This is a genomic window from Flagellimonas aurea, from assembly GCF_017313785.1.
Taxonomy (GTDB): Bacteria; Bacteroidota; Bacteroidia; order Flavobacteriales; family Flavobacteriaceae; genus Flagellimonas; species Flagellimonas aurea.
Window position 1 is genome coordinate 167,366 of record NZ_JAFLNL010000010.1, and the last position, 25,895, is coordinate 193,260.

Below are 25,895 nucleotides of genomic sequence, written 5' to 3' on the forward strand. Positions count from 1 at the left end.
AAATGGAGATGATTTCATCAAAAGATAGAACAAAGAGATATAGGCAATTGTGTTTGTCGCTACTCTTCTTATGCTCCATTTCCATGTATGGGCAACAGGACCCACAGTTCACGCAATATATGTACAACACTATGAGTGTCAATCCCGCATTTGCTGGCAACAACGGGCATTTAACCGCCTTGTTGTTGCACCGGTCGCAATGGGTGGGGGTAAATGGTGCTCCCAATACGCAGGTGTTGGCGGTAGATACACCTTTAGAAAATAAACTTGGGGTAGGAGGAATCATATCGCGCGATGCCTTGGGTCCGTCATCCGAAATATCATTGGACGGAAACGTTTCGTATACCATTCAGTTGGATAGTGCCCATAGCAAACTATCCTTTGGTATGAAGCTCGGCGGGCGTATTTTTGATGTGGATTTTTCCAAGGGACTTACCGAAGATTCCGATGTGGCTTTCCAGAACAACATCAAGAGCAAGTTTTTCCCCACCATTGGAGCAGGACTTTATTATGATACAAAAAAGGGGTATTTGGGCTTTGCCATACCCAACTTTTTTTCGCAAAAGCATTATGATGGCGAGGAACAGGAAATCGCAGCAGAACGCTTGCACTATTATTTTATCGGAGGAAAAGTGGTGGATTTGACCCCAGATGTGAAACTAAAGTCAGCTTTCTTTGTAAAATGGGTGCCCGGTGCTCCGATTATTGCCGATTTATCGGTGAATGCTATGCTCAGGGAAACCTTCACTTTTGGATTGGCCTACCGTTGGGACGATTCATTTTCCACATTGTTGGGTATGCAGATCAATCCAAACTTTAGTGCTGGGTATGCTTATGATCTTACCACTTCAAACTTGGCCAGCTATACGGGCGGTTCCCACGAATTATTTGTGCGATATGAGTTTAAATCTTCCCAAAAACAAAAGGAAGAACCTACATTTTAGTTAAGGGTAGGCTTGGCCCGAAAATAGTGGTTAACTTTACAACGATAATCGCTTATAAATCGATATGTTATGGAAAGGAATGAGCTGTATCCCGTTTTTTTGAAGGTAAACAACTTAAATGTACTCATTGTTGGGGGTGGAAATGTTGGATTGGAAAAACTGACTTTTTTATTGAAGTCAAGTCCCAATGCGCAGGTACAAATGGTTGCACCTGAATTTTTGCCTGAAACATTAAAGTTGGCGGGAAATCATAATGTAGAGATTACAAAAGATGTTTATCAAGAAAAGTATCTGGAAGGAAAGCATATGGTCGTGGCCTGTACGGATAAACCCGAAGTGAACGAGCAGGTGTACCACGATTGCAGAAAGTTGAGCAAATTGGTAAATGTGGCGGATAATCCACCGTTCTGTGATTTTTATATGGGCGGTATTGTTACCAAGGGAAATGTAAAGGTGGCCATTTCGACTAACGGACATTCTCCGACAACGGCAAAAAGATTGAGACAGTTCTTTGAGGACGTGCTCCCAGAAAACATTGATGACTTGGTCAAGAACTTGAACGAATACCGAAAAACCCTTAAGGGTGACTTTGAACAAAAGGTCGAGGCATTGAACGAGTTTACCAAAGGCTTGGTCAACAAGAAAGGTTGATAAGGCTATAAACGTTTCATCGCCTCTATCAAATCATCTCTTTTTCTTGGTGAAATATTCACCTGCATATCATTGCTCATGATAAGGTGCCCTCCATCAGATTTAACATATTTCTTTACCTTCTTCAAGTTGATAAGGAAACTGTTGTGTACCCGCATAAAGTTGTGTTCGGAAAGTAGTATTTCGTATTCCTTTAGATGCTTGCTCACCAAGAGCATACTTTCATCTTGCAACATAAAACAAGTGTACGAGCCATCCGCTTTGCAGGCCACTATGTCATCTAAGGCAATAAACTCCATTCCAGCCGTGGTGGCCAAGCAAATTTTTTCGGGACGTACTTTTCCGCGAGAAATGCTTTGCATTAATATATCTAGCTGTTCTCTGTAAACATTGGTGTCCATTCGGTTTCTTGCCTTTTCCACCGCTTGCTGAAGTTCGTCCAAATCTATAGGTTTTAGTAAATGCATGAATGCGGGTTTTGAATTGACGGATGGGCCAGTTGAGTTTATCTAGGTTTTTTTGAAGCCCCTTTTTTTGCCGAAATATGAGATCTTGATGGTTACCTGAACAAGCCAATAATTCTCTGGATTGATAAATTATGGAGAAGGTGGGTTACAAATAAAAAAAACCATTAAAACCAAGGAACTTTTGTAGTTCCTTGGCGTAACGGAAACCTCAACTAAACTAAACACTTTTTTGACCAACAGTCGCCAAAAGTGAATTGCTATCTGTGCATGCGTTATATTGATCTTGCTTATCAATATGCACTAACGCTTTATTGCAGGACAAAAATAGAATCAATAAATGAGATTTTAGGACCCCAATTAACGGATGCCCCTTTTGAACCAATGAATGGCCCAATTGAATTGGTGGGTGAAAATTTGACATAAAAAAACAGCCCTTTAAGGCTGTCTTAATCGTTGTAAAATGATACCAGTTTTTTAGGAAATTTCTTCCACTGATGCGTCTGGTGCATTTTTTTTGACGGATGCAATGCCATTTTCCATAGCAGAATCGCTGGAATACATTTCGCTATTTCCGATAACTTGTCCGTTGGATGCTTTTAGGTTAAAGTATGGACTGCCATCTTTCGCTGTGTTTCTTTCAAAATTATCATCGTCCTGTGAATGTTTTTTTACAGATTCGATACCATTTTCGCAAGCAGATTTGGTGGTGTACCCTTGGCTGCTCAAAATAACTTGGCCATTTCCAGCTTTTAAATTAAACCTGAACTTTCCGGCTTTATCCGTGTTAATCTCAAATTTTCCCATATTTTATATATTTTAAGTAATAAATCTAGAGATTTTCTTAAAAAACTACCAATAAATACGTTGAAATTTGATAATAAAATAAAGTTTCAGACCTTGCTGGATGTGCCTTATAAAAAAAGGAGACCAATGGCCTCCCTTTTTAGTTTGATGAAATATATAGGTTATACCCTGATCTGCCCATCGCCAAATACATAGTATTTGTTGGTGACCAATTGTTTTAGTCCGAGTGGCCCTCGGTGGTGCAATTTGTCCGTACTGATTGCGAGCTCAGCACCAACGCCCATTTGTCCACCATCAGTGAAACGGGTGGATGCGTTTTGGTATACCGCAGCACAGTCCACATTTTCCATGAACGTTTTGGCTACACTATTGTTCTCCGTCATTATGGATGCTGAGTGACCTCCAGAGTTCTTGTTGATTTTCTCCATGGCTTCGTCGATGTTGTCGACTGCACCAATTACGCACTTCATGGCCAAAAACTCTTCTTGCCAGATGGACTCATCGGTAATTGCGTTCTCATTGGTCAATGTTTTTTTGACTTCATTATCCACGATTATGGATACATTGTTTGCCGTGAGTACTTGTTGTAATTCCTTGAGCTTGTCTTCATAACCATCAATTTGAGTATCAACCAAAATTTTGTCCAAGGCATTACAGGCCGAAATCTTATGGGTTTTTGCGTTCAAAATCACTTTCAAACTTTTTTCCCAATCGGCTTCTTTGTGCACATATAGGAAATTGTTCCCTCTACCGCTAATGAGCACCGCGCATTTGGCGTGTTCTTTTACAAAATTGATCAAGCGCTCGCCGCCACGGGGAACAATAAGGTCTAGCTCTTGGTCCGGATTCCTAAGGAACTCTTGTGTTTGGGTCCTGTCCATCTCCATAAACTGGATATAATCTTTGGATAGACCATTTTCGGTCAGGGCTTGATGCCAGAACTTAACCAAGGCTTTGTTGCTGTGGTAAGCTTCCTTACCTCCTTTGAGCAATATTTTATTATTCGCCTTAAATGCAAGTACGGCTGCCTCAATGGTTACATCGGGGCGGGACTCGTAAATAATCATTATGGTGCCAAAAGGAGCAGTTCTGTTGATGATTTTGAGTCCGTTGTCCAATTCCCTTGTGGAGATTTCCTTATTGACAGGGTCATCTTGCAAGCGAACTTCTTTCACGGCCTGAATCATTTGATCCACTTTCTTTTGGTCCACCACCAAACGATCGTACAATGCTTGATCGTCACGGTTGAATGCATCTAGATCTTTTTTGTTTGCTTGGAGCAATTCGTCCCGATTTTCATCAAGGATTCGCTCCATATCTTGTAATACTTTATTTTTTAAATCTGTTTTTAATAATTTCATTGTTGTTATTTTGAAACTTCTGTTCCTACGTTCTTTCCTTCTACAACATCCAAGATTACGTTATCTCGTTTACCGTTTACAATGTAGGATGGAATATCGGCTGCTGCTGCTTTTTGGGCATAGTTTAATTTTGATCCCATACCACCGCGGCCTTCGCCTTCTTGTTTGTTTCCTTCTTCTATATACTTGTCCAAGTCTTCTTTTGGCTCGACTTTGTCGATTACCTTAGAATCCGCTTTTTCTGGATGTCCATCGTAAAGGCCATCAATATCCGTCATTAGGATCAGTTTATCGGCCTTCATCAATTGCGCCAGCAAAGTGGCCAATTCATCATTGTCCGAAAACATGGACATGGATACGGAAACGGCATCATCCTCATTGGCAATCGGAATCACTCCTTCGGAAAGGAGTCCTTCCAAGCAATTGATCATGTTGTCGCGGTGTACACCAGGATTAAAATCCCTTTTTGTTGGGAGTACCTGGGCACATTTCATTCCGTAATCATTAAAAATATTGTAATAATGTCTCATCATTCTGGGTTGCCCAATGGCGGAATATACCTGCCTACGTTGGGTCTTATCTTTGATCTTTGCTTTTCCCAGAACCTCTTTACCGGCGATTACCGATCCAGAGGAGACCAATATGGTCATGATGTCTCGTTCGTACAGCTCTGCAATTTGTTGTACCAAATTGTTAAGAACTGGTCTTACAATTCTGTTGTCTTTGTTGGTCATCACATTTGTACCTACTTTGACGACCACTAGTTCTTTATACATGTTTTAGTATTCTTCGCCCAGTTCCACAGCTCTACCGAATGCTGCAAAGGCGGCTTCTTTGATTAATTCGTTTACATTGTTGTCTTCCATGGAGTCCAAGGCGGCCCTGGTGGTTCCTCCTTTGGAGGCTACCATCTCCATCCAAGTGTCGGGATTTAGGTTGTTCTGGTTGAACAATTCCACGGCACCGGTAAAGGTTTGGCTCACGAGTACTTTGGATACATTTTCGGAGAATCCCATTTGTAGTGCGGCTTCCATCATACTTTGCATAAAATAGAATACGTAGGCCGGTCCACTTCCGGAAATTCCGGTGGATGCATCAATATATTTCTCACTTTTCACTCTAAGCGATTTACCCGTTGTATCCAACAGCCCTTCGACCATAAAAAGTTCCAATCGGGAAACCTCCTCGGCGGACACGTAGCTGGTCAAACCTTTACCAACCTGAGCTGGCAGATTAGGCATGGCCCTCACCACTTTTTTGATACCAAGGGCTTCCTGTATATAGTTGATAGTGACCCCTGCCATTATGGAAATGAACAATTGTTCTGGGTTAACCAATGATTTCATGCGCCCAAAAAGTTCTTCGGCATGATAGGGTTTTACGGCCAAAAAGATGATATCCGCTTGTGGTACACAATCTTCGATTTTGTCAATGGCATCGAAATAGGCTATTTTACCTACTTCTTCCAATTTTTCTTTTGATTTGTCCAGCACCATGATGTTGCGTTTTTTCAACAATTTGGATTTAGACATACCTGTGGCATAGGTAAGCCCCATGTTACCTGCGCCAATAACCAATACTTTCATTGTTTATATTAAAAGGTTTATATAAAAAGTTCTAATGATGTTATGATAATACGTTGCAATCGTGGCAATCTTTGACCTTGCCGTAGTATGTTGAACGGTATCTGTGCAAAGTGCGTACTGGAAGTCCCATTATGTACCTTCTTATATAGGTGACACGGGTAGTAAGTTCTCCCATTTTAACGCTATAGCGTTTTTCATATCTTGTTTCCCTTTTAATTCTTGAAAGTCTCATTTTATTGTTATTGATACTTTAATTTTTGATGTTATTAGTCTTCCTGTTCGTTCAGGAATTGCTCTTTATATTGTGCCTTTTTAAGTGTTTTTCGGCGTTCTACTGATTTTTTGGTATACTCTTGCCGGCTGCGTATTTGGTCCAAACGCTTTGTGTTTCTATATTTCCTTTTATAGCGTTTTAGAGCCCTTTCAATACTTTCACCTGGCTTAACTTCTATTTTTAACATATAATGGTTTATCTGTTCAATCTCATTTCTAAATGGGTTGCGCTGAACCCTTTATCTTCAAAAAATTTTTTATTCGGATATTGGTTTTCACCTGTAATGTGAACGGCAACGTCTCCTTTACAATATTGCAGGGTGTAGTCCAATAGTTTTTGCTCTATATCGTTGTTTCTGTGGTCTCTGTGAATCACAAAGAATACCAAGAAGTTTTCCGGTATATAATCTCCCATGCCTGTTTTGTTTACAACTGCCAAACCTAAAATTTCATTTTTGTCCTCCATGGCGAACACATATCCGCCAAGTCCGGGAATATCTTTGGTAGAATATTGTATAGCCTTTCTAATGGCTTTTTTTGTAGCTCTCTTGCCCTCTTGGTGGTCAAAGAGAAAATTGGCAAACCGGTCGGCTTCCATGGTAGAAAGCCTTGTATAGGCATCGTAGGTCTTAATTACCATGCTTTTGTTTTGAACGATAACGGATTAATTTTTAAGTTTTTAGTTTATTTAAAGCTTCGATTAGGGCTAAATGGAAAAGGATGGACGAAATGTCCTTAAGTTCCATAGTAATAGGGTCTACTTCCCGGATAAGGGGAAGGTAATTAAAAGGTAGGCGGAATGAACTTATCTGACTGGTTTCTGAATACCAGATAATTAAAACTTAGGATTCTACAGTTTTTTCTCTCGTGGAGCTTAACGTTCATCGAGACAAAGGTAAGAAAATCAGGCCTTAAATCCCAATAATACTGGGTGTTTATGCTTTTCGTAACGTTGTGGCCACTAATTTGGGCCATGTCGAAAACGATATAGTTTTTAATGTACCTGGGTTTAAAGGGACGATAAGCAGATATATCTAATTGGTATATAAATGTCCACTGGATAACCCGTGAACTCCCCTTGAACTTTACTGATGCGGGCCCCTTTACCCCTTTACAATTAGAGAGAGTTTATATGGAAGAACCGCCGATTTTGTTGTTATTGTACTTTCATGGTTCTACAGATTAACTGCTTTTGCATTTTTTTAACATATTAAACCAAACCACTTTGGATATACCTCGTAGGTAAGGGTGTATTAACCTTTTAAAACAAATCGCCTTATGAGAAAAAGTATAGTCAAAGTAGAACCGGTAAAAAAGGCAACAAACCGCCGGCAGTTTCTAAAATTGGGAGGCATGGGTGTTGTTGGCGCAGGTCTTCTGGTAGCCTGTAGTAATGATGACAATGGAATGGGAATGATGCCCGATCCTAATCCCAATTCAGATATTTTTGATCTTGGTCAAGGGGATCTAGGGGTTCTTAATTATGCGTATGCACTGGAACAGTTGGAAGCTGATTTCTACACCAAGGTCGTAAACTCCTTTTATGCAAACATATCCGATGAGGAAATGCAAGTCCTGACCGACCTTTATTATCATGAGGTAAACCATAGGGATTTTTTCAAGACCGCTATCACAGCAGCTGTTGACGGGAATACCGACTTAGTACTTCCAACACTGGAATTTGACTACGGTGATTTGGATTTCAACAACAGGGAGCAAGTGCTTACCACGGCAAGTGTATTGGAAGATACTGGAGTAGCAGCCTACAATGGTGCAGGCCGCCTGATCAGTAACCCTGGATATCTGCTATTGGCAGGAAAAATTGTATCCGTGGAAGCAAGGCATGCATCAGCTATTAGAACACTGCTAAACCCAGGTTCTGCTGATTTTGCCGGAGATGATTATGTAACTACGGACACCGGACTGGCGGCAGCTTTGGACCCATCAGTGGTTCTTTCCGCAGTAGGAGATACGGGATTCATACAGACTCCTTTCACAGCAAACAATTTACCTTAAACTTTAAAAAAAGATATACGATATGGATATTATAAAATTTTTGGACGGATTTACCAATGAATCATTGCTTAATGAGAAACCCTCTCGACGAGATATGTTCGGGACCTTAGGTTCCCTTGGTAAAAAAGCGGTTCTAAGTGCAATTCCATTTGGTTTGGCCACAATGCCGAACAAAACCTTTGCCCAAGATTCGGGTAGTGACCCCGTGAGTGCATTGCAATTGGCATTGACCTTGGAGTATTTGGAGGGCGAGTTTTACGATTTGGCACTACAGTCAGGAGTATTGCCAAGTGGTAGGCCAGAAACAGTTTACATGCAGATTTCCAAGCACGAACAGGCGCATGTTGATTTTCTGATTGCTGGATTGGAAGGCGCAGGAGTCACTCCTGTAGAAAAGCCTACTTTCGATTTTACCGCAGGAGGCGCTTTTGACCCATTCAATGATAATGGCGTTGGTCAGGAAACCGCTTATGCCCAATTGTTGGCACTGGCCCAGGCGTTTGAAGATACTGGAGTAAGGGCTTACAAAGGGCAGGCAGGAAACTTGTTGGGGTCTGACTTCTTGACCCCTGCTTTGCAGATACATGCCGTGGAAGCCATGCACGCCTCAGAAGTAAGAAGGCTTAGAGGGCTGAAAGGATGGATTACCAACAACGAACGTGGTGCCGGTATGCCAGAAGCTACGCAAGCGGTATACAACGGAGAAGAAAACGTAACCCAGGGGGGAGTGGATGTAACCACGCTTGGAAATGGTGCTGCTTTTAGTATGGAAGCTTCTACAGAAGCATATGACGAAGCATTATCAGGAGATGATGCAGTTGCTATTGCAAGTCTTTTTATTGTTTCAGAATAACAATAATATTTAAATTGAAAAATAAGCCCTATTGCCTTGGTAATGGGGCTTTTTTTGTTGGAACAAAAAGATATAAAACCAAAAAAGCTCCGAGAAATCGGAGCTTTTTGCGGTCTGGACGGGATGCCACCCTGCATTTTTAACATTTCATTAACTTACATTATTTTATTGATTATCAATTAATTAAATGTATGTTGATTTTTATTTTACATCATAAAACACTACTTTTCATGAAAAATGCAGCACGAATGCAGCACGCAAATGTATAATTACAACTTTTATATTTCAGAATCACCAAACAAAAATGGAACCCATAGTATCAAATTAAGATACTATGAAAATCGTCATGTAAGAATCCAAATCGATACGGGAATTGAAATTGCAATGAAGTATTGGAACAAGGATAAATCGTTCCTTAAAAAATCAAAGGAAGTGGGTTCTGAATTTGTTCAACTTACCCAAATGGACAGCTTGGCCAATCAAATTGTTTCCAGCTATCGAAATCAAGGCAGGCCACTTTCAAAAAAGATGTTCAAGAAACAATTTGAAGAAGGTGAACCGTCCATCAATTCAAAACCTGTCCAAGACTTTTTTACTGAATTTGACCATTATCTAGAAAGCAAAAAGAGCAAGGTGGTCAAAGATGTTATCAAGGATTATAATTCACTTAGAAAGCATTTGGAGGGTTTCCAGGAATTTTCGGGAATCATCATCGATTTCAATGCTTTTGATTATCATTTCTACCAAGAATGGACGGACTACCTAGCCTACCATGCTCCATTAAAAAATGGAGGTGTCGGAATGAAGAATAACACGATAGGCAAGTTAGTGAAAAACTTAAAGGCCTTCTTAAATGACCGTATGCGTAGAAACCGTATCAAGCCCATAGATCTTTCGGCATTCAAGGTAGTTCAAGAAGAAGTGGACCACATCTATTTGTCCGATGATGAAATTCAGGCTATTGCAGCCGTTGATTGTAAAGCCGACAAAGAATTGGAGAAAGTAAAAGACTTCTTTGTAATTGGGTGTTTGACAGGGCTTCGGTTTTCCGATATTTCGAGGATTCGACCTGAGTATTTGGATGATAATGGGTTTTTGAATATCCGACAAAAGAAGACTTCTGGCCGAATTGTAGTGCCACTTCGTTCCCAAGTCAAGAGCATTTTGGGAAAATATGATGGATATGCCCCGGATATTGATTCGTTCACTTTCAACAAGCGCATAAAGGAACTTGGGGATTCAGCCAAACTTCACCAAAAAGTGGAAATTGAGCATAAACGGGGAACCATTAAAGAAGCACAACTTTTGGAGAAATATAAATTGATAAGTTCCCATACCTGTAGGCGTTCCTTTTGTACCAATGCTTACCTAAATGGTATTGATGTGCAACTCATCATGAAGATTTCCGGCCATAAATCAGAAAAGGCTTTCCGTCGTTATCTCAAAATTTCAAATTATGAGGCCGCCCAAAAATTGAAAGAGGCCTGGGGAATTTCATAAAAACGAAATCTTTCTTGCTTGTCAGGTAAAATCAAACTTCGTTTTTGAATTTTAAGTTTAGTGAGTACCGTGTGCTTTTGAGTTCCCCAGATTTGACTAATATGGATTTGTTGACCAAATCCTTTAAATCACGTGTGGCTGTTGATGCTGATGTTCGGGCAATACGGATATAATTATCCGCACTAAGGCCTCCTTTAAATCCATTATATCCAGCTTTGAACATACGTTGGACTACTTTTAGCTGGCGTTCGTTCATCAAACGGGAGTATTGATCAAAGAATCTGGCTTTTTGAATCAAAAAGTCAATGGTTTTGATGGTGTGTTGTTGTGATGAAAGTATAGTTTCCCCAAAGTATAGTAGGAATTCAGTAAGGTCTAGTTTGAAATTATGGGCTTCGATGGAAGAATAGTATTCTTTTTTGTTTGACTCGATGGTCTGTGATAGGGATATAAGTGCTGGTCTTCCCAAATCCATGGAAATGGATTTTTCGGAAAGCCCTCTAGCAATACGTCCATTTCCATCTTCAAAGGGGTGGATGGCCAAAAAGTAATAATGTGCCAATCCTGACTTGGCCAATGGAAGCATTTTGGATTTGTTTGTCGTATGGGTTTCGTTGAACCAACGAATATAAGCTTCCATTTCATTTGTCATTATTGATGAGGGGGGTGCCTCATAATGTACCGTCGGCTTGTCGAGGCGTCCTGAAACAACCTGCATAGGATCTTCATGGGTACGATATCTTCCAATATCCACTAAATCCCTTCTACCATTGGCGAGCATCTGATGCCACTCAAAAAGTTGTTCATGGGTCAATGGTACTGCATATGTTCGATATAGATTGACCATCATTTCAGATATTCCATATTCAGCTTGGGGAAGTTTCTTTCTTTCCGTTTCAAGTCCCAGGTTTTTTTTGATGGATTCCTGAATACTCCCACGGTCAAGATATTCCCCTTCAATTGCCGAAGTAGTTAGTGCCTCATTCGACAAAACCTCAATTAAAAGCTCATTTTTGTCTTCCTCATCAATATGTTTAATGGAACCTATTGCCACTCCACTAGTTTGGACAAACTGATATTCCAAGTCCTCCAAAGCTGCTTCATCATATCTGAAATTGGGCCAGTCTTGTTGTTGCCAGTTCCATTTAAAAGCTGTCATGAGTTAAATGATTAAGTTTTATAGCTCAAAAATAACAAAAAAATGAGCTATAAATTAAATTTTTATAGCTCAAAAGAGAAAAATGGAAGAAACGGTCACTGAGAACAACTAAAAAACGGATTATTTGAACTATCGTAAGTTTTGATATAGAAGCTTTGTTTTTTAGTTGTTTATTGGTACTTGTAATGCGTGTAAATGACAATTTAAAAGGTATAATCTGATATTTTAATGTACAATTAACGTAGAACTGAAACTCTAACCACATGAATGTGTTAAGAGAAGTTGTTATTGAGATACCATAATTTTGTATTAATTCAAAAACGCCCATGGATAAAAAAAACAAGATCATCAGTGCCGGGCTTGCCCTTATAGAGGAAAGGGGCCTCCATAGAACACCCATGTCCATGATCGCTGAAAGGGCCGATGTGGGGATGGGAACCGTTTATAGATACTTTGAAAATAAGGAGGACATCATAAACGCGATCTATATCAGGATAAAGGAAGAGGAAGCGGCCATTGTATTTGTTAACAACTCCATCCACAAGGATGTGGAATCTACCTTCTTTGATTACTATACAAGGATGGTGCACTATTTTGTGGAAAACCCCGTCCGTTTCAATTTCATAAGCCAATATGCTTTTTCCCCCATCATTAACGAAAACACCCAGAAGGAAGCGATGTCCAATTTTCATCATTTTGATGAGATGTACCAGAAAGGCCTAGACCAGGGCATTTTCAAGGACATCAAGGCGGAGCACTTGACCTTTTTTGTGTTCAGTGCCATTGCTGGATGGCTGAAATCCGCATCTGAACTGGGCATAAAGGTGACCAAAAAATATAGGGAAACACTTGTTAAAATGGCGTGGGATTCGGTACTGAAAACCTCTTAAGTTTTTTTTAACAAATACTGAATGAATATTCAGTCACGGAAAAATAGATTTGGCCCGTTAACTATAAAATCCATGTTATGGGCAAAATCGATTTAAAGGACAAAGTGGTCCTAATAGCCGGAGGCGGCAAAAACCTTGGGGGCCTTTTGAGCAGAAACTTTGCGGCCAAAGGGGCAAAATTGGCAATCCATTATAATAGTGACAGTTCCAAAGCTGCCAGTGAAGAAACACTGAAGGCGATCAAGGCAGCAGGAGGGGAAGGGTTTCTCTACCAAGCGGACTTGACCAAGGTAGGGAACATCACCAAATTCTTCGACGAGACCATTGCCAGATATGGCGGTGTGGACATAGCCATCAATACCGTGGGAATGGTATTGAAAAAACCTTTTGTCGATACTTCCGAGGAGGAATATGATACCATGTCGGAAATCAATTCCAAGGTCGCTTACTTCTTCATCAAGGAAGCAGGCAAAAAATTGAACGACAACGGTAAGATATGTACCATAGTGACATCGTTGTTGGCGGCCTATACGGGACTGTATTCCACTTATGAGGGTATGAAGGCACCCGTGGAGCATTTTACCAGGGCCGCATCCAAGGAATTTGGCAATAGGGGCATTTCCGTCACTGCTGTGGGACCTGGGCCCATGGACACACCTTTCTTCTATGGTCAGGAATCCGATGATGCCGTGGCCTACCATAAATCCGCATCCGCTTTGGGAGGATTGACAGATATCAAGGACATAGCGCCGTTAATCGAGTTTTTGGTCACGGATGGATGGTGGATCACGGGACAGACCATCTTCGCCAACGGAGGGTATACAACACGATAACCAGTTGAACGGGGCCCATTTACCGTTTTAGGTCAAATGGGCTTTAATATAGTATTAAAATGGTAACAAAAATCGGCAGTGCGGCATTGCTTTTGACCATTGTCTTTATGGGGGTCAAGCAAGGTATGGCCATGATGACGGGAAAACCAGAAATGTTGGAAATGTTCGGCAAGTGGGACTTTGGAAAGTTAGGGGTAATGGTCTTTGGTGCATTGACCTTATTGAGCACAGTATTGATCATCGTGCCCAAAACATTTGTGTGGGGCAATTTTTTGATGGCTGCGACCATTTTATTTATCATTTGTTTCCAACTGTTCCATGGGAATTTAAAGGGAGCGGCAGTGGAAGTGCCTTTTTTGCTCCTTAACCTGATCGTACTCTACTTAAGACACCCTTTGAACAGTTAATCGTATATTGTATTACCTGTATTTGGGAAAGGCCGGAATCAAAAAATTGAACGACTCAATAAGGAAACAATGGATATGGACATCATAACCAACGAAACCGTAAGGGGTGCCATAACAGCACTCCAGGACAAGGACCCGAAGAAATGGTCGTCCTATTTTACAACGGACGCCAAAATGACCGATGATGGGAACCCAAGGAATCTTTGGAGCTTTTCCAGAAATGCGGTCGGTGAGGAATGGTTCACCGAAATACACCGTGTGGAAAACGACGGGAAGGACATCTATGGACATCTTACCACAAAACAGTGGGGTGCCTTCAACGTGTATTTTAAGTTCCATGTGGATGCCGATGGCAAAATATACCAACTGGATATAGGACAGGCCCATTGACAATGCTTCCAGGTTTATATAAAATGGCGCAAAGGTATAAGTATGAGATATTGTTGATGTCCTTATTGGCACATCTCTATATCGGTATCATATTGAGCGACCTGCCCTTTTACACCAAAGTGATATGGCCCGTTAACATGCTTGTTATTGGCGTGGCCAGTATTGGCGTATTTATGGAGAAGGGACGTTCAAAGAACATTATCAAGAACAGCTTGTTGGCATTGGCCATCATTCTGCCCATCAGTATCCCGGTCGTGGGGCACCTTCAGTATTTCATGACCATATTGAGTGCCATGTACTGTCTGTTCTTTGGTTTTATCCTCATAGAGATCTTGCGTTATCTTGTAAGACCGAACTATATCGATACGGACATCATCTCGGCTTCCGCCTGTGGCTTCTTCCTGCTCATTGAAATCGCCACTTTTTTGTTCCAGGCCCTCTATTATTTGGACAATACGGCCATCAAGAACATTGACGCTACACAAGCTGCGACCATCTATATGGATCTGGTGTATTTCAGTTCCATTACCGTTACCACAATTGGTTTCGGGGATATTGTCCCGAATTCCCATGGCACCAAATTGATCGTGGCACTTTTTGGGGTGGCAAGTCAATTTTATACCGTGGTATTGATAGGCATTCTCATCAGTAAATTTGTTTCACAACAAGAAAAATAATCCAGCCATGCACATAGGTAGTCATTATAGGATAGGTACTTTTTTATTCTGGACCAGAAGGAACATTCTCAAGTTGTTCCTTTGGGCCGTTTTCCCTACGGTATTGTACGGGGTATTTGATCTGAAGTGGCTGGCCATTCCTTGGCAACCTGTCGCCTTGGTGGGTACTGCCGCTGCATTCATTGCAGGGTTCAAGAACACGCAGACCTATGGACGTTTGTGGGAGGCCCGTAAAATATGGGGAGCCATAGTAAATGACAGTAGGACATGGGGGATTATGTCCAGGGATTTCATAGTGAATACAGACTGTTCAAAGGAAGACCTGCATCCGATCCACAAGCGGCTCATATATCGCCATATTGCTTGGTTGACCGCACTACGGTTTCAGTTGCGGCAGCCAAAACCTTGGGAGAACATGGACAGGCCCCATGCCAAAGAGTTCAGAAAACGCTATAGTGTACCGGAATGGGAGTCACAGATACAGGAACAGATGAGGCCCTATCTGTCCAAAGAAGATATGGACCATGTCCTTCAAAAGAAAAACAGGGCCACACAGCTTTTGGCCCTACAATCAATGGATCTAAGGGAATTGCGAAAGAAAGGGTTGATCGGGGAATATCCGTATGTGGGTATGGAATCGGTTTTAAAGGATTTTTTCACCCATCAGGGAAGGGCGGAGCGCATCAAAAACTTTCCCTATCCAAGACAGTTTGCCAGTATCAACATGTTCTTCATCGTACTGTTCTCCATTTTGGTCCCTTTTGGGATGCTCGATGAGTTTGCCAAACTTGGTGAATACGGTGTTTGGCTGACCATACCCTTCAGTGTGGTCGTGGGTTGGGTGTTCACCTCCTTGGAACAAGTGGGCGAAAGCACGGAAAACCCGTTTGAGGGAGGGGCCAACGACATCCCAATGGCAGCATTGTCGCGTACCATAGAGATCGATTTGAGAGAAATGTTGGATGAAACCGACCTTCCGCCCAATGTGGAACCCGTGGATGAAATATTGATGTAGAATAACCTATACAAACAAACGACAACATGAAAGATTTTTTGGAAACAGTAAAACAGTTTTATCCCAATGCCAAGACCACGGAGAATACCGTGAACGACATGCTCCAAATAATAGAGGATAAATATGGTATCGGGACCCATCAGATCATGCATGCCGACAGCCTGTGCTGTGATGATGTCAATGCCATACAATATCCTCCCAAGGCATATGAGATGTTGGGACCTTTTCATCTGGGAGGTCTGGATGGCTATCCTTTTGCAGGGTTGACGGGCATGGGTGCGTTCGCGCACCATGTACCAGAGGATGGGGCCATCTTGATATTCTACGCACCGCATATTGGGGTGACCAAAGAGGGAAAGATCGGTGAGATCAACAGATATGGCCAAAGTTCAAACTCTTCCTGTTGTGGGGCCGCACAAGCCGGTCTGGCAAAGCTTAGGGACAATAAGATAAAAGAAGGGGAGTTGACAAGGGACGACTACCAACAGAACACCATTGAACAGATATTGCTGGCCGAAAAGGATAGGATATCCAGGTCGGAAAATCAGATCTTTGAGGCGACCGAGGTCATCTATGAGGCCATTGACAAACAGATCGGTCATTTGGTCTCAAGAACAGAGTATCCGTGCGATCATTTGTTCAGGGTTGGTGGCATCTTCATCAATGGGGACAGGGATATGGGTTCATACTGTTCCTATAAAAGGTTTGAACATGTGGACCTGAACTCAGGAAAGGTAACAGATTTGATGGAATTTTTTTAACCGTTTTGATTGGAAAACAAAATTGGGCTATACATTTTCTGGAGAATAACAGACATTAAAATGGTGTCATCGCCACATCATATTTTTTGGAAAGAATTACTGCCATAAATGAATATTATCCCTATGGTTTTACATTGTTTCATATTTATAAAACCGGACTATCCTATTGGGCAGAATTAAAATCTACAACATAAACCGTTAAACAGAAAGGGAATTGTACATTTTAATTTACCATTTACATGAGCTTAAATTTTTACTGGTGAAAGGGGGGACTTTCGCCCGGTGGGGGTAATATAATATGGTTGGTGTTTTCACTTCTTTATAGCATCAAATGACATTTATATAAAGCAATAGTTAATGCTTTATACAAATGTATAATCATACATCTGTATAAATATTTGTGGGAAGGGAGAAAGAAGACAATGGCTAGAGATTGTCCGAGTGTTGGCGTAAACTGAATTCTTTTTCTCCCTACCCATATTTATATAGCTGTTGCCAAAAACATCGTTTTTGGCAACAGCTTAGAAGGAATCGAATAGGTAAGCACCCCAGGGTGCTTACCATCCCTATCTTAGATTCGACCTCAATTCCTATACAAATTTGTTTTGAATGTTCCTTGATTTGCCATACATAAACTGATGTACGGTAAACGGGTTAAATGCTGTTCAATGTTGCTAGGTTTGTTCAATAAAGTAAATCAACAAATAACGGTAATATGAAGCGCATATTTGTCATGGACGACGATGGATTAAAGGAGTACGTTCCTGTAGAATCTCTCAAAAACAATCCAGCTCCAAAACTGGAGGATAAGGATAATACAAATCAAACTGAAAATGAAATGTTGACGATTGCCGATTTGGTCAAAAAATTTAAAGTGACCAGACCGACTATCTATTCCTGGATGGAAAAGGGGTTGCTCAAAAAGATACCTATCGGCGGACGTGTCTTATTCCATCCCAATGACATCAATGAACTTATCGATCGTTTAAGGAGGATTTCTTCTTAAAAACAAATTGATAATCCAAAGACAAAATATAAAAAGGACTTTTTATCGGAGATGATGAAGCAAGCCATGTTTTTGCAAGCAAAAACCGCTCACTCTGTTCGCGTGGCTTGTTGGGGATTCTCCCCAAACCCCTAAAAATATGGCAAGACCAAAAAAGAAAATACGAGAATTAAAGGCTATTCGGGTAAACGTGAGAATGACTGTAAACGAATACCTGATACTATCCCAAAATGCAAGTGTGCTGGGAATCACAATTCCCGATTATATTAGAAAAAGGGTAACGGGAAAAGCACTGCCAAGAAAAAGAATATTGCTCGAGGACAGACAACTTTTCATTGAGTTGAGCCGTATCGGGAATAACATTAACCAGCTCACTAAAAAGGTACACCTGGGAATGAAACATCCTCCAATGTTAATTAATCAACTAGCAGAATTGAAAAACGTTTTAGACATGCTAAAATCAAATATTGTAAAGAGTGATTGCCAAGCAGATTAAAGGAAAGGATTTCTATGGGGTGTTGGCCTACAATGAAAAGAAGATAGAACAGGAAAAAGGCCATCTGTTGGACACCAATCTTACCCATGGAAAGACCATGGATATGACCCAAGAGTTCAATTTGGTCAGGCAGCTCCGACCTCGACTTGGCAAAGCGGTATATCATGTTTCATTGAACCTGCCCTATGATGATAGGTTAAGTGATGGGCAATTTACTTCGTTGGGAATGGATTATCTGAAAGGTATGGGTTTCGATGACAATCAATATATCATTTACCGACATTGTGACCAGGAACACGAACACATACATATTGTGGCCAATCGTGTAAAGTTTTCCGGGGAAGTGGTCAGCGACAGTAAAGATTATGAAAGAAGCGAGCGATTGGTTCGGAAACTTGAGCTTAAGTATGGACTATCTCAGCTAAATGATGTAGAATTGGTAAAAAAGGCAACACTTACCCATAAAGAAATCCAAAAGGCTTTTAGAACAGGAGAGCCACCATTAAAACTTACGCTTCAACAGCATCTTGAAAATGCTATCTTAAAATCCAATAATGTAACGGAATTCATTAATGAACTGGTTAAAATGAAAATAACTCCCAAGTTCAACATAAGCAAAAGTACCGGACGAGTAACAGGAATCTCTATTAGGTACGACAGCATTATATACAAAGGGAGCACCCTTGGGCGGCAATTTTCATGGAACAATATCATCAAACGAATCGATTATGAACAAGACAGAGACCGTGCAGTTATTCTCGAAAATAATAGCACAGAACGAAGAAGTGATAGCGCTTTTAAAGAATTTAGAAGGGCATCAACACCAATTGCAGGAAAGACATTTAGTGTTACTGGACAGACTATCAAAACTATTGAACAACCAAAAAGTGATATGGGAAACGTTGAAGCAATTGGATTGAAATCACATCAAACCGATGACAATCAATGGAATTCTTTTAAACTGGAACTTGACGATAAGATTCGATTTAGGAAGAAAAGGCGAAAAGGAAAAGGAAGGAGACTGTAATAGTCAATAGTATGGATGATTCAAAAAGTCAAAGCCATACTGTTTAGTAAAAAAGTAAGAATAATAGCAATTATTACTAATGTTCTTCTATGATTCCTAAATACTATTATTTTTTCACTCAATTTTTGGATGTGAAATTTTAAAGTAGGATTTTTTCAACTCTGTCAGGCATATCCATTGATTAATGGTCATTATTTCTTAAAAATATAAATCAAATCTTCTTCAATGGATTTAAAGTATCTTTCTTTGATCCCTTTTCGGGAAACAAGGTCAATTTTTAATCCAATCAGTTTTTCCAGTTCATTAGCCAAATCGATAAATCGAATACCAATCTTATCGTTGAATTCAACCAAGATATCCAAATCACTATTTTTCTTTCCTTCATTTCTAGCAAATGAACCGAAAATCGCTAAAGCTTTAATGGGATAAGAATGGAATAACCTACTCTTATTCTTTTCCAAGATTGATTTTATCTCATTTAGGGATTTCATACAAGATGGGAAGATATAAAGAATTTAAAAGGCTTTTGAGAAATAAGAATCCTTATTTGATGCCCTTAAAAAAATCTTCTAGACTAATATCATGGATTTTGAGAATCCTAATCAGGGTATTGATGGTAAAGTTCTCACCTGTCTCCATACGCCAATAGTTTTTACGAGGGAGACCATTCTCAACCGCAAAAGCTTCATAACTGGTATATCCACTTTTGATTCTAAGATCTTTGATACGGTCAGCGATAGCTTTCCTCTCCTCTATATAATTGGCTTTCTGCATGGGCGGAAAGTTGCAGAAAACGGCGGACACATATTACGTCATATATAGCGTGAAATTTTTATTATCTTTGTTGTTAGTTTATAGCCTTATAGAGACATATAATAAAGTTATGCCATTTCAGCTATCAGATGATTTTATAAAATATGTGTTTTGTTCCAATATGGAAGCCAAAGTTCTTTTCCAAGATTCGATGGAAACATTGATGGAGTCCGAAAACTCGGATTTTATGGTTTTCAAAGTAATAGAAGGCAAGGTCAAAAATCTATCCGGTTACGATGAATGGTCTGAAGTCATAGAAATAGATGAGACAACTTTTAAGAAACTACATTTAAACCTTTGCCAAAAGATAGGTAGAGCGGTAAGGAATAGATATAAGGAAAAACCTTGAGCTTTATCACCGATTAGATTAATGAGCCCTTTCCTAAAAGAAATGTTTATTGGATTTATACAGTATCTTAAAGAATACGTCATTGTGGTTCTTTTTGTGAAGAAAACATAATTGTCATCGGTTATAGCAATGCCAACAACATTTTTTATCGATCTAGGTTGATTCGATAGGTATAAAAGTCTGTTTCGGGCGTTTGTTTTTGAAATCCTATTCTTTCATAAAGTCCTTGAGCTATAATATTGTCAACCGCAGTCGATAGTTCCACGAATTTTGAACCTCTCTTTTGGGCAAAATCCATTGCCGTGGAAATCAATTTTTCCCCGACACCCATTTTCCTATATCTTGTTTCTACATAAAGGTCGTTCAAAATCCAGTTCAGGGTTGTCCTTACCGACGAATACTTTGGATACAGTTGTGTAAATCCTACCGGTTGGCCCTCTTTAATTGCCACAAAGATTATGGATTCATCATTGTTCAGTCTGGCCTGGATAAATTCTTTGGCAAGTGCCAGGTCGGGTTCTTGTTTATAAAAAACCCTGTATTTGTCAAAAAGACCGATGACCAGATGAGATTCGGATTTTTTTATTCTTTTTATTTCCATTTTTTGTTTTTGTTGTCCGGATAAATATCTCAAATTAGGGCAAAGACGGGACTGTACTTAAGGAAGCCCATGGCCGTGTTTAAGATTGAAAGTTACATGAATTAAACCAATTGCTTTTTGTAAGCCATTTTTTACTCTGACATCACGTTCAGGTAAAAACTTAAACTCTGTCCTCCTTTGGTCCAACTGTCCATAGCTTTTTCCCTAAAATAAGCTGTATGGGTCGGGGAACTGGCAGTAGAAATGCCAAAGTACTTACTTTTCTCATCTGTTTTTACACTTTTGAGCCATTGTATGGTTACGGCCATCTCTTCCACATCTTCTTTTAAATAAATGTCATAAGGTTCCAAATCCACTTTGAACCAGCCCAAAAAGTTGTCCTTGATTTCAAAAACAATGTTTTTTTGAACCATCAAGTCTGTTGGAAGTCCATTTTCAATTTTATAGAAATTCACCCTGAATTTCAAGGACTTGAAGTCATTCGAGGTAATGTTGAAGTTCAAATCCTGCAGATGGCAGTTTTTTCTGATCTTGAATTTCATCCCTTTTTCCTTACTTAAGCGGTCATCAACATCTTTTTCATAGTAGGAATAGAAATTCGAATGCGTCAATCCGAGTCCTTTGGAAGTTCTTCCTATCCTTTTATGTTTTAGCGTTATTTTTTTTGAGGACAATATTACTTCGTCTAATTTCGTATTCTGCGGTTGCAATAAAATTGTCCTTTTTTGATTGTTCAATTCCGAGACGAGGTATTTTTCGGTCTTGAAACCTATGAAGGAGAAAATAACCGTGTCTTTTGAGGTTGTCCTTTCGTTCAAATCTAGTTTGAAAAGGCCATGTTCATCGGAAACTGTTCCGACCCCTTTATTTACTATTCCTATATTGACATATGGCAAAGGGTCATTGTTCTCAAAATTTCTAACTTCTCCTGAAATCTGCTTGCCTTGGCAATACCCAATGCCGCTCAGGGTGAGGATAAGTATGATTATTAGAATTTTTTTCATTTTTTTGGTTTTTCCATATGGCATATAACAGCCTCGGCAATTAGTAATTTCAAGGCATTTATCTTTCAGTTTATCATTGGAGGAATAGAAGTGCTAACCTTTCGGATTGCATATTTGACTATATTATGCATAATCATTGTTAGGAGACTTATTTCTTTAATCCACTTATATATTCTACTATATTAAATTTCATTATCCTTTCAGTTGAGCTTAAGTATAATGGGTGATGAGGATGCCCTTTCTTAGACTTGTTTCCTATATTAATCCAATTGCAATTGTATTTTTTACTTATGTCATAAATATCAAGTAAACAGTCATTCAAATAGTTTCTTTTTTCTATCAAAGTTCCCCAAGCTGCCCATATTGTTATATTCTTTATAGACAAAATTTGTTCGATAAACGCTAAATTTTTTGAGTGGATTTCGGCATTGAAAATTTTATGCATATCATTTGGGTCAGTTGCTCTTTGGGGGTATATGTTCATCATTATCCAACTATCAAACCCATTACTTAAAGCCAATCTTTCTACCGATTTTAACGTGTTATCTAAATCATCCGGCTTCGCTGTACTTGGATTAATTCCAAAACACAATAGGGGTTTATTGCCCTTGGTCCCTAAAACATATCTTATATCGTCTTTTTGGTCATTTTCATAAATCCATTTATAGGTGTCATAGATCATACTTAGATATTGTATTTACTTTTTAGCCACTGCCGCATTGTGTCAAAGTCAGTACCAAATTGAGATAGGTAATTATTTAGCTCTTTTATATGTCCATTGACTATGATTTCGCCAAAGTCAGATGAAATTTCAGTTATAATATCGTTTCCGTCTGTCAATCCAAATTCTTCGAGTTGGTCTTCAATATGATATATTTCGGTTTGAATTTCATTTAATCTGGGGCTTCCTGAACCTGTGAGACCGTATTCTTCTGCATTTAGGTCGAAAATTTTTTGATATAAATTCTGAACCGAACCATATGCATTTACAATTTGGTTTTTAACATTCTCGGGCAAACAAAGTAGTCTCTTTAATCCTTGCATATTCATGGTTTTGTATGTTGCAGGTCTCGGTTATGAGTAGTTAAATGGGAAGGTACTCTATTTTGTAAGTATAGGGACATATCAAACTTAAAATTCATAAGTATTTTCAGAGTAGGTGGAACAAGTAATTAACTACAGCCATCTTTGTTGACAAATCATTTCATTTTACCAATTTCCCTTTTCATATAAATCTAAAAATGAAGCAGCTGATAAATTAAAAAGGTCAACCAAAAAGTGGGCTAATATAATCCATCGCAAACTGTCAGTTTTCTTATAGACTAGCCCCCAAATTATTCCCATTATGAATGTTGAAATCATTACTGTTATTCCACTATTCAATTCTGAATTCACACCGAAAACTGCGTGATTAAGAGCAAATACTATACTTGTGAAAAATATTGCAACCCAATTCGACCAGTTCCTTGTGTAATCCAAAAGTAGTCCACGCCAATAAAATTCCTCAAGCCAAGGGTTGATTAGGGCTAATAAAATCCAAGGTATCCAAACTTTCCAAATTCCTAATGTTTCGTAATGCATTAAGAATAATGGGAGTGGAAGTATTCCCATGAACAAGGCCAAAACAATCCAACCAAAGGAACCTTTAGGTTCTTGTAGCCACTTTTTTCTTGTTTCTTTTTTGGTGTACTTATAAATAAAGAATAGAAAAAGACACCATTCGATTAGTATTATAGGTACAAAAGCCCATTTTTGGATAATACTTCCGAATAAAAAGGCAATTCCGAAGTTTATTGCAATAATCAAAAAAGGCGATGCAAGAACTATTTGTTTTTTTGTAAAATTCATTTATCCGATTACCCCTTTGTTTTTCTTACTAGGTTCTAACAAGTCCCATAAATTACCATAAAGATCTTGAAATACGGCCACAACCCCATAAGGTTCCTCTTTTGGGGGTCTTACAAAAGTTACTCCATGATTTGTAAGTTTATCATAATCTCGTCTGAAATCATCTGTAAACAGGAAAAATCCGACTCGGCCTCCTGCCTGATTTCCAACACTTTTCAATTGTTCTTCATTCGCAGCTTTGGCCAGTAGCAATCCACATTCTTTTGCACCTGTTGGGGCAACCACTACCCATCTTTTAAATTCATCAATTTTAGTATCTTCAAGAAGAACGAAATCCAGTTTTTGGGTATAAAAATGGATTGCTTCATCATAGTCTTTAACGACCAAAGCGATATGGGCAATTCTATTGTGCATTGTAAATCATTTTTTTTGAACTTCAATATATGATAAAAGGAATCAGGCTATTGTGCCATAAAAGCTCGAATGGATTTTAGTAAAAAAACAAGATTATTGGCAATAACTGCTAATATTCTTCTAAATTCACTAAATGAAACTTGCCGATTTCATCAAAAGTAGATTGTCAGTAGAAGAATATTCCTTCTCCCGTGATGAATATATGACTTATTCAGGAAAGTGTACAAATGCTGTTACCACGGATTTGGCCTATTTGTCTGAGAAAGGAGAAATCTTCTCATTAAGAAAAAGATTCTACCTTATCATACCACCGAGATATTCAAAATTGGGGGTTATACCATTGGAGCTTTATGTCAATAAATTATTTGAACACTTGGATAAGCCTTATTACATTGGTTTGTACTCAGCGGCACAAATACATGGAGCGGCTCATCAACAAGCGCAGACTGAATACATTATTACACAAGGCACTAGAATGTTGGATATTCGTAAAAAGAATATCGCTATAAACTTTTTTCTTACTTCTAATTGGCCCCAGGCCAATATTGTCCAAAAAAAATCGGATGCTGGTTATTTTAATGTTTCAGACCCATTATTGACCATTGTGGATTTAATATACCACCAAAGAAAGCTAGGGGGAATAAACAGAATGTTGGCGAATATTGAGGAACTTTTAGAAGAAGTTGAGCTAAGTGATATGGGCTCTTTATTGCAATGGTATCCACATAAAAGTGTTTTGCAGCGATTGGGTTTTTTGATAGATTATATAAATCCAGAAAATGATTTGCTTGAGCCCCTTATTGCTCATTTGGAAAGACATGGATTTTACCCTGTCCTGTTGAATACATCGGATAAAATTAAACCTGGTGCAGTGGATAACCAATGGAAAGTTGATGTGAACTTAGCTCTTGAAAGCGATATATGATACCAAGACCCTACATAGTTGAGTGGCAAGAACATGCACCATGGAAATCATTCGACCAGATTGAGCAAGATTTGATTATCAGCCAAACATTGGTTGCCATCTTTTCCGATGATTTTCTTAAAGAAAATATGACCTTTAGGGGTTGTACGGCCCTACATAAACTCTATTTAAATCCAGCACCTAGGTATTCGGAAGACATTGATTTGGTACATATCAAACGGGGTCCTACAAAACCAATCATGCGGCGATTGGGAGAAGTAATTTACTTTTTCGAAGAATCTAGACGCACAGAAGTGAGGGGGCATGGGGCCAAGGCATTATACCGATTTAACTCAGCAGAATATGGAAATACGAGAAGACGATTGAAGTTGGAAATCAAATGTAAGGAACATTTCAAAGTGTTGGATTGGATTGTGTTTTCTTTTGAAATCAAAAATCGATGGTTTTCAGGAAAAGCTCAAATACGGACCTATAACCTAAATGAATTGGTAGGGACAAAACTTCGGGCCTTATACCAACGTAGTAAAGATTGGAATCTTTTTGATTTGGATTATTCACTTTTGCACATTAGTTTGGACAATAAGTCTATCGTTCAATGCTTTAAAGAGTACATGGCTTTTTCTGTTGGTAAACCGCTCAGTCAAAAAGAGTTTCTTAGAAATATTGAAGAAAAAGAAAACGACTCAAGCATTACTGGAGACATGGATGGAAACGCCGGACATAGTATACCACCCTCGCTGGGTTAAAGTGACCATAGCTGGCCGGACGAAAGTGACCCACCTTCGCCGGGTCAAAGTGGACCACCTTTAGATTAGATCTATCTGT

35 protein-coding genes are annotated in these 25,895 nt (G+C 39.3%); 18 read left to right on the top strand and 17 right to left on the bottom strand.

The genetic code is table 11. The annotated features are described in order from the left end of the window. The first annotated feature begins 2 nt into the window (after window positions 1-2). Together J0656_RS16280 and J0656_RS16285 are read left to right on the top strand one after the other, a co-directional pair. Entirely contained in the window at window positions 3-944 is a 942-nt protein-coding gene (locus tag J0656_RS16280) for a PorP/SprF family type IX secretion system membrane protein (protein WP_207035803.1), read from the top strand. Between the two features lie 69 nt (window positions 945-1,013). Further along, entirely contained in the window at window positions 1,014-1,595 is a 582-nt protein-coding gene (locus J0656_RS16285) for a precorrin-2 dehydrogenase/sirohydrochlorin ferrochelatase family protein (RefSeq protein WP_207035806.1), read from the top strand. A gap of 5 nt (window positions 1,596-1,600) precedes the next feature. Here the strand turns inward: J0656_RS16285 and J0656_RS16290 are convergent, their stop codons facing one another. From J0656_RS16290 to J0656_RS16325, 8 genes are all read right to left on the bottom strand, one after another. Continuing rightward, the gene (locus J0656_RS16290; RefSeq protein ID WP_237688973.1) at window positions 1,601-2,062 is read right to left on the bottom strand and encodes a LytR/AlgR family response regulator transcription factor; all 462 of its coding nucleotides are present in this window, start codon (window positions 2,060-2,062) and stop codon (window positions 1,601-1,603) included. A 474-nt stretch (window positions 2,063-2,536) separates the two neighbouring features. Beyond that, window positions 2,537-2,866, bottom strand: coding sequence for a YegP family protein (locus J0656_RS16295; RefSeq protein ID WP_108246441.1), 330 nt, complete (start codon window positions 2,864-2,866; stop codon window positions 2,537-2,539). Window positions 2,867-3,027: 161 nt separating this feature from the next. Then, window positions 3,028-4,227, bottom strand: a complete 1,200-nt coding sequence (locus J0656_RS16300) for a glutamate-5-semialdehyde dehydrogenase (protein ID WP_207035808.1) — start codon at window positions 4,225-4,227, stop codon at window positions 3,028-3,030. Between the two features lie 5 nt (window positions 4,228-4,232). Then, on the bottom strand, window positions 4,233-5,003 hold the full coding sequence (proB, locus tag J0656_RS16305) for a glutamate 5-kinase (protein WP_207035810.1): 771 nt from the start codon (window positions 5,001-5,003) through the stop codon (window positions 4,233-4,235). A 3-nt stretch (window positions 5,004-5,006) separates the two neighbouring features. After that, complete coding sequence (proC, locus tag J0656_RS16310) at window positions 5,007-5,813, bottom strand: pyrroline-5-carboxylate reductase (protein ID WP_207035812.1); 807 nt, start codon at window positions 5,811-5,813, stop codon at window positions 5,007-5,009. Window positions 5,814-5,853: 40 nt separating this feature from the next. Continuing rightward, entirely contained in the window at window positions 5,854-6,045 is a 192-nt protein-coding gene (locus J0656_RS16315; RefSeq protein ID WP_207035815.1) for a hypothetical protein, read from the bottom strand. A gap of 34 nt (window positions 6,046-6,079) precedes the next feature. Beyond that, entirely contained in the window at window positions 6,080-6,274 is a 195-nt protein-coding gene (gene rpsU, locus J0656_RS16320; RefSeq protein WP_207035817.1) for a 30S ribosomal protein S21, read from the bottom strand. 8 nt (window positions 6,275-6,282) lie between these two features. Beyond that, the gene (locus tag J0656_RS16325; protein ID WP_207035819.1) at window positions 6,283-6,726 is read right to left on the bottom strand and encodes a GNAT family N-acetyltransferase; all 444 of its coding nucleotides are present in this window, start codon (window positions 6,724-6,726) and stop codon (window positions 6,283-6,285) included. 638 nt (window positions 6,727-7,364) lie between these two features. Here J0656_RS16325 and J0656_RS16330 point away from each other — a divergent pair. From J0656_RS16330 to J0656_RS16340, 3 genes are all read left to right on the top strand, one after another. After that, window positions 7,365-8,102, top strand: coding sequence for a ferritin-like domain-containing protein (locus tag J0656_RS16330; RefSeq protein WP_207035821.1), 738 nt, complete (start codon window positions 7,365-7,367; stop codon window positions 8,100-8,102). A 22-nt stretch (window positions 8,103-8,124) separates the two neighbouring features. Beyond that, a complete protein-coding gene (locus tag J0656_RS16335) occupies window positions 8,125-8,955 on the top strand; it encodes a ferritin-like domain-containing protein (protein WP_207035823.1) in 831 nt (276 codons plus the stop codon). Between the two features lie 237 nt (window positions 8,956-9,192). Next, entirely contained in the window at window positions 9,193-10,455 is a 1,263-nt protein-coding gene (locus tag J0656_RS16340; protein WP_207035825.1) for a site-specific integrase, read from the top strand. 31 nt (window positions 10,456-10,486) lie between these two features. Here J0656_RS16340 and J0656_RS16345 read toward each other — a convergent pair whose 3' ends face one another. After that, window positions 10,487-11,614: a Fic family protein gene (locus tag J0656_RS16345; RefSeq protein WP_207035827.1), complete on the bottom strand. Its 1,128-nt coding sequence runs from the start codon at window positions 11,612-11,614 to the stop codon at window positions 10,487-10,489. A gap of 326 nt (window positions 11,615-11,940) precedes the next feature. Between J0656_RS16345 and J0656_RS16350 the strand changes: the two genes are divergently transcribed. From J0656_RS16350 to J0656_RS16395, 10 genes are all read left to right on the top strand, one after another. Then, window positions 11,941-12,504, top strand: coding sequence for a TetR/AcrR family transcriptional regulator (locus tag J0656_RS16350; RefSeq protein WP_207035829.1), 564 nt, complete (start codon window positions 11,941-11,943; stop codon window positions 12,502-12,504). Window positions 12,505-12,581: 77 nt separating this feature from the next. Continuing rightward, on the top strand, window positions 12,582-13,337 hold the full coding sequence (locus J0656_RS16355; protein ID WP_207035831.1) for an SDR family oxidoreductase: 756 nt from the start codon (window positions 12,582-12,584) through the stop codon (window positions 13,335-13,337). A gap of 59 nt (window positions 13,338-13,396) precedes the next feature. Next, window positions 13,397-13,744, top strand: a complete 348-nt coding sequence (locus J0656_RS16360) for a DoxX family protein (RefSeq protein WP_207035833.1) — start codon at window positions 13,397-13,399, stop codon at window positions 13,742-13,744. Window positions 13,745-13,819: 75 nt separating this feature from the next. Then, a complete protein-coding gene (locus J0656_RS16365) occupies window positions 13,820-14,134 on the top strand; it encodes a hypothetical protein (RefSeq protein WP_207035835.1) in 315 nt (104 codons plus the stop codon). Window positions 14,135-14,157: 23 nt separating this feature from the next. After that, window positions 14,158-14,811 carry an ion channel gene (locus J0656_RS16370; RefSeq protein ID WP_237688974.1) on the top strand — a complete coding sequence of 218 codons (654 nt, stop codon included), beginning with the start codon at window positions 14,158-14,160 and terminating at the stop codon, window positions 14,809-14,811. 7 nt (window positions 14,812-14,818) lie between these two features. After that, window positions 14,819-15,826, top strand: a complete 1,008-nt coding sequence (locus J0656_RS16375) for a bestrophin family protein (protein WP_207035837.1) — start codon at window positions 14,819-14,821, stop codon at window positions 15,824-15,826. 26 nt (window positions 15,827-15,852) lie between these two features. Then, window positions 15,853-16,587 (top strand): LCIB family protein, encoded by a 735-nt coding sequence (locus J0656_RS16380; protein WP_207035839.1) that lies wholly within the window; start codon window positions 15,853-15,855, stop codon window positions 16,585-16,587. A gap of 715 nt (window positions 16,588-17,302) precedes the next feature. Next, window positions 17,303-17,593 carry a helix-turn-helix domain-containing protein gene (locus tag J0656_RS16385; protein ID WP_207035842.1) on the top strand — a complete coding sequence of 97 codons (291 nt, stop codon included), beginning with the start codon at window positions 17,303-17,305 and terminating at the stop codon, window positions 17,591-17,593. 139 nt (window positions 17,594-17,732) lie between these two features. Further along, complete coding sequence (locus J0656_RS16390) at window positions 17,733-18,089, top strand: plasmid mobilization protein (protein WP_207035844.1); 357 nt, start codon at window positions 17,733-17,735, stop codon at window positions 18,087-18,089. Further along, the gene (locus J0656_RS16395; protein ID WP_207035846.1) at window positions 18,070-19,116 is read left to right on the top strand and encodes a relaxase/mobilization nuclease domain-containing protein; all 1,047 of its coding nucleotides are present in this window, start codon (window positions 18,070-18,072) and stop codon (window positions 19,114-19,116) included. Before J0656_RS16390 ends, J0656_RS16395 begins: the two co-directional genes overlap by 20 nt. Window positions 19,117-19,307: 191 nt before the next feature. On the opposite strand, the gene J0656_RS16400 is transcribed toward J0656_RS16395, so the two are convergent. Next, window positions 19,308-19,607: a nucleotidyltransferase family protein gene (locus J0656_RS16400; RefSeq protein WP_207035848.1), complete on the bottom strand. Its 300-nt coding sequence runs from the start codon at window positions 19,605-19,607 to the stop codon at window positions 19,308-19,310. A 52-nt stretch (window positions 19,608-19,659) separates the two neighbouring features. Beyond that, complete coding sequence (locus J0656_RS16405) at window positions 19,660-19,890, bottom strand: helix-turn-helix domain-containing protein (RefSeq protein WP_207035850.1); 231 nt, start codon at window positions 19,888-19,890, stop codon at window positions 19,660-19,662. Between the two features lie 109 nt (window positions 19,891-19,999). Here J0656_RS16405 and J0656_RS16410 point away from each other — a divergent pair, with 109 nt between their 5' ends. Then, window positions 20,000-20,278, top strand: coding sequence for a hypothetical protein (locus J0656_RS16410; protein WP_207035852.1), 279 nt, complete (start codon window positions 20,000-20,002; stop codon window positions 20,276-20,278). Window positions 20,279-20,423: 145 nt separating this feature from the next. Here the strand turns inward: J0656_RS16410 and J0656_RS16415 are convergent, their stop codons facing one another. The 6 genes from J0656_RS16415 to J0656_RS16440 all read right to left on the bottom strand — a co-directional run bounded on the left by J0656_RS16415 (window position 20,424) and on the right by J0656_RS16440 (window position 24,145). Beyond that, a complete protein-coding gene (locus J0656_RS16415) occupies window positions 20,424-20,879 on the bottom strand; it encodes a GNAT family N-acetyltransferase (protein ID WP_207035853.1) in 456 nt (151 codons plus the stop codon). Between the two features lie 131 nt (window positions 20,880-21,010). Next, the gene (locus J0656_RS16420; RefSeq protein ID WP_207035856.1) at window positions 21,011-21,883 is read right to left on the bottom strand and encodes a carboxypeptidase-like regulatory domain-containing protein; all 873 of its coding nucleotides are present in this window, start codon (window positions 21,881-21,883) and stop codon (window positions 21,011-21,013) included. A gap of 148 nt (window positions 21,884-22,031) precedes the next feature. Beyond that, window positions 22,032-22,565 carry a DUF1643 domain-containing protein gene (locus J0656_RS16425; RefSeq protein ID WP_207035858.1) on the bottom strand — a complete coding sequence of 178 codons (534 nt, stop codon included), beginning with the start codon at window positions 22,563-22,565 and terminating at the stop codon, window positions 22,032-22,034. A gap of 2 nt (window positions 22,566-22,567) precedes the next feature. Continuing rightward, window positions 22,568-22,927: a hypothetical protein gene (locus J0656_RS16430; RefSeq protein ID WP_207035860.1), complete on the bottom strand. Its 360-nt coding sequence runs from the start codon at window positions 22,925-22,927 to the stop codon at window positions 22,568-22,570. 165 nt (window positions 22,928-23,092) lie between these two features. Then, on the bottom strand, window positions 23,093-23,731 hold the full coding sequence (locus J0656_RS16435) for a CPBP family intramembrane glutamic endopeptidase (RefSeq protein WP_207035862.1): 639 nt from the start codon (window positions 23,729-23,731) through the stop codon (window positions 23,093-23,095). Next, the gene (locus J0656_RS16440) at window positions 23,732-24,145 is read right to left on the bottom strand and encodes a VOC family protein (protein WP_207035864.1); all 414 of its coding nucleotides are present in this window, start codon (window positions 24,143-24,145) and stop codon (window positions 23,732-23,734) included. It abuts the gene before it with no gap. Between the two features lie 133 nt (window positions 24,146-24,278). Here J0656_RS16440 and J0656_RS16445 point away from each other — a divergent pair, with 133 nt between their 5' ends. Both J0656_RS16445 and J0656_RS16450 read left to right on the top strand, forming a co-directional pair. Further along, on the top strand, window positions 24,279-25,070 hold the full coding sequence (locus J0656_RS16445) for a type IV toxin-antitoxin system AbiEi family antitoxin domain-containing protein (protein ID WP_207035866.1): 792 nt from the start codon (window positions 24,279-24,281) through the stop codon (window positions 25,068-25,070). Continuing rightward, window positions 25,067-25,816 (top strand): nucleotidyl transferase AbiEii/AbiGii toxin family protein, encoded by a 750-nt coding sequence (locus J0656_RS16450; protein ID WP_207035868.1) that lies wholly within the window; start codon window positions 25,067-25,069, stop codon window positions 25,814-25,816. Before J0656_RS16445 ends, J0656_RS16450 begins: the two co-directional genes overlap by 4 nt. The last annotated feature ends 79 nt before the right edge of the window (window positions 25,817-25,895 follow it).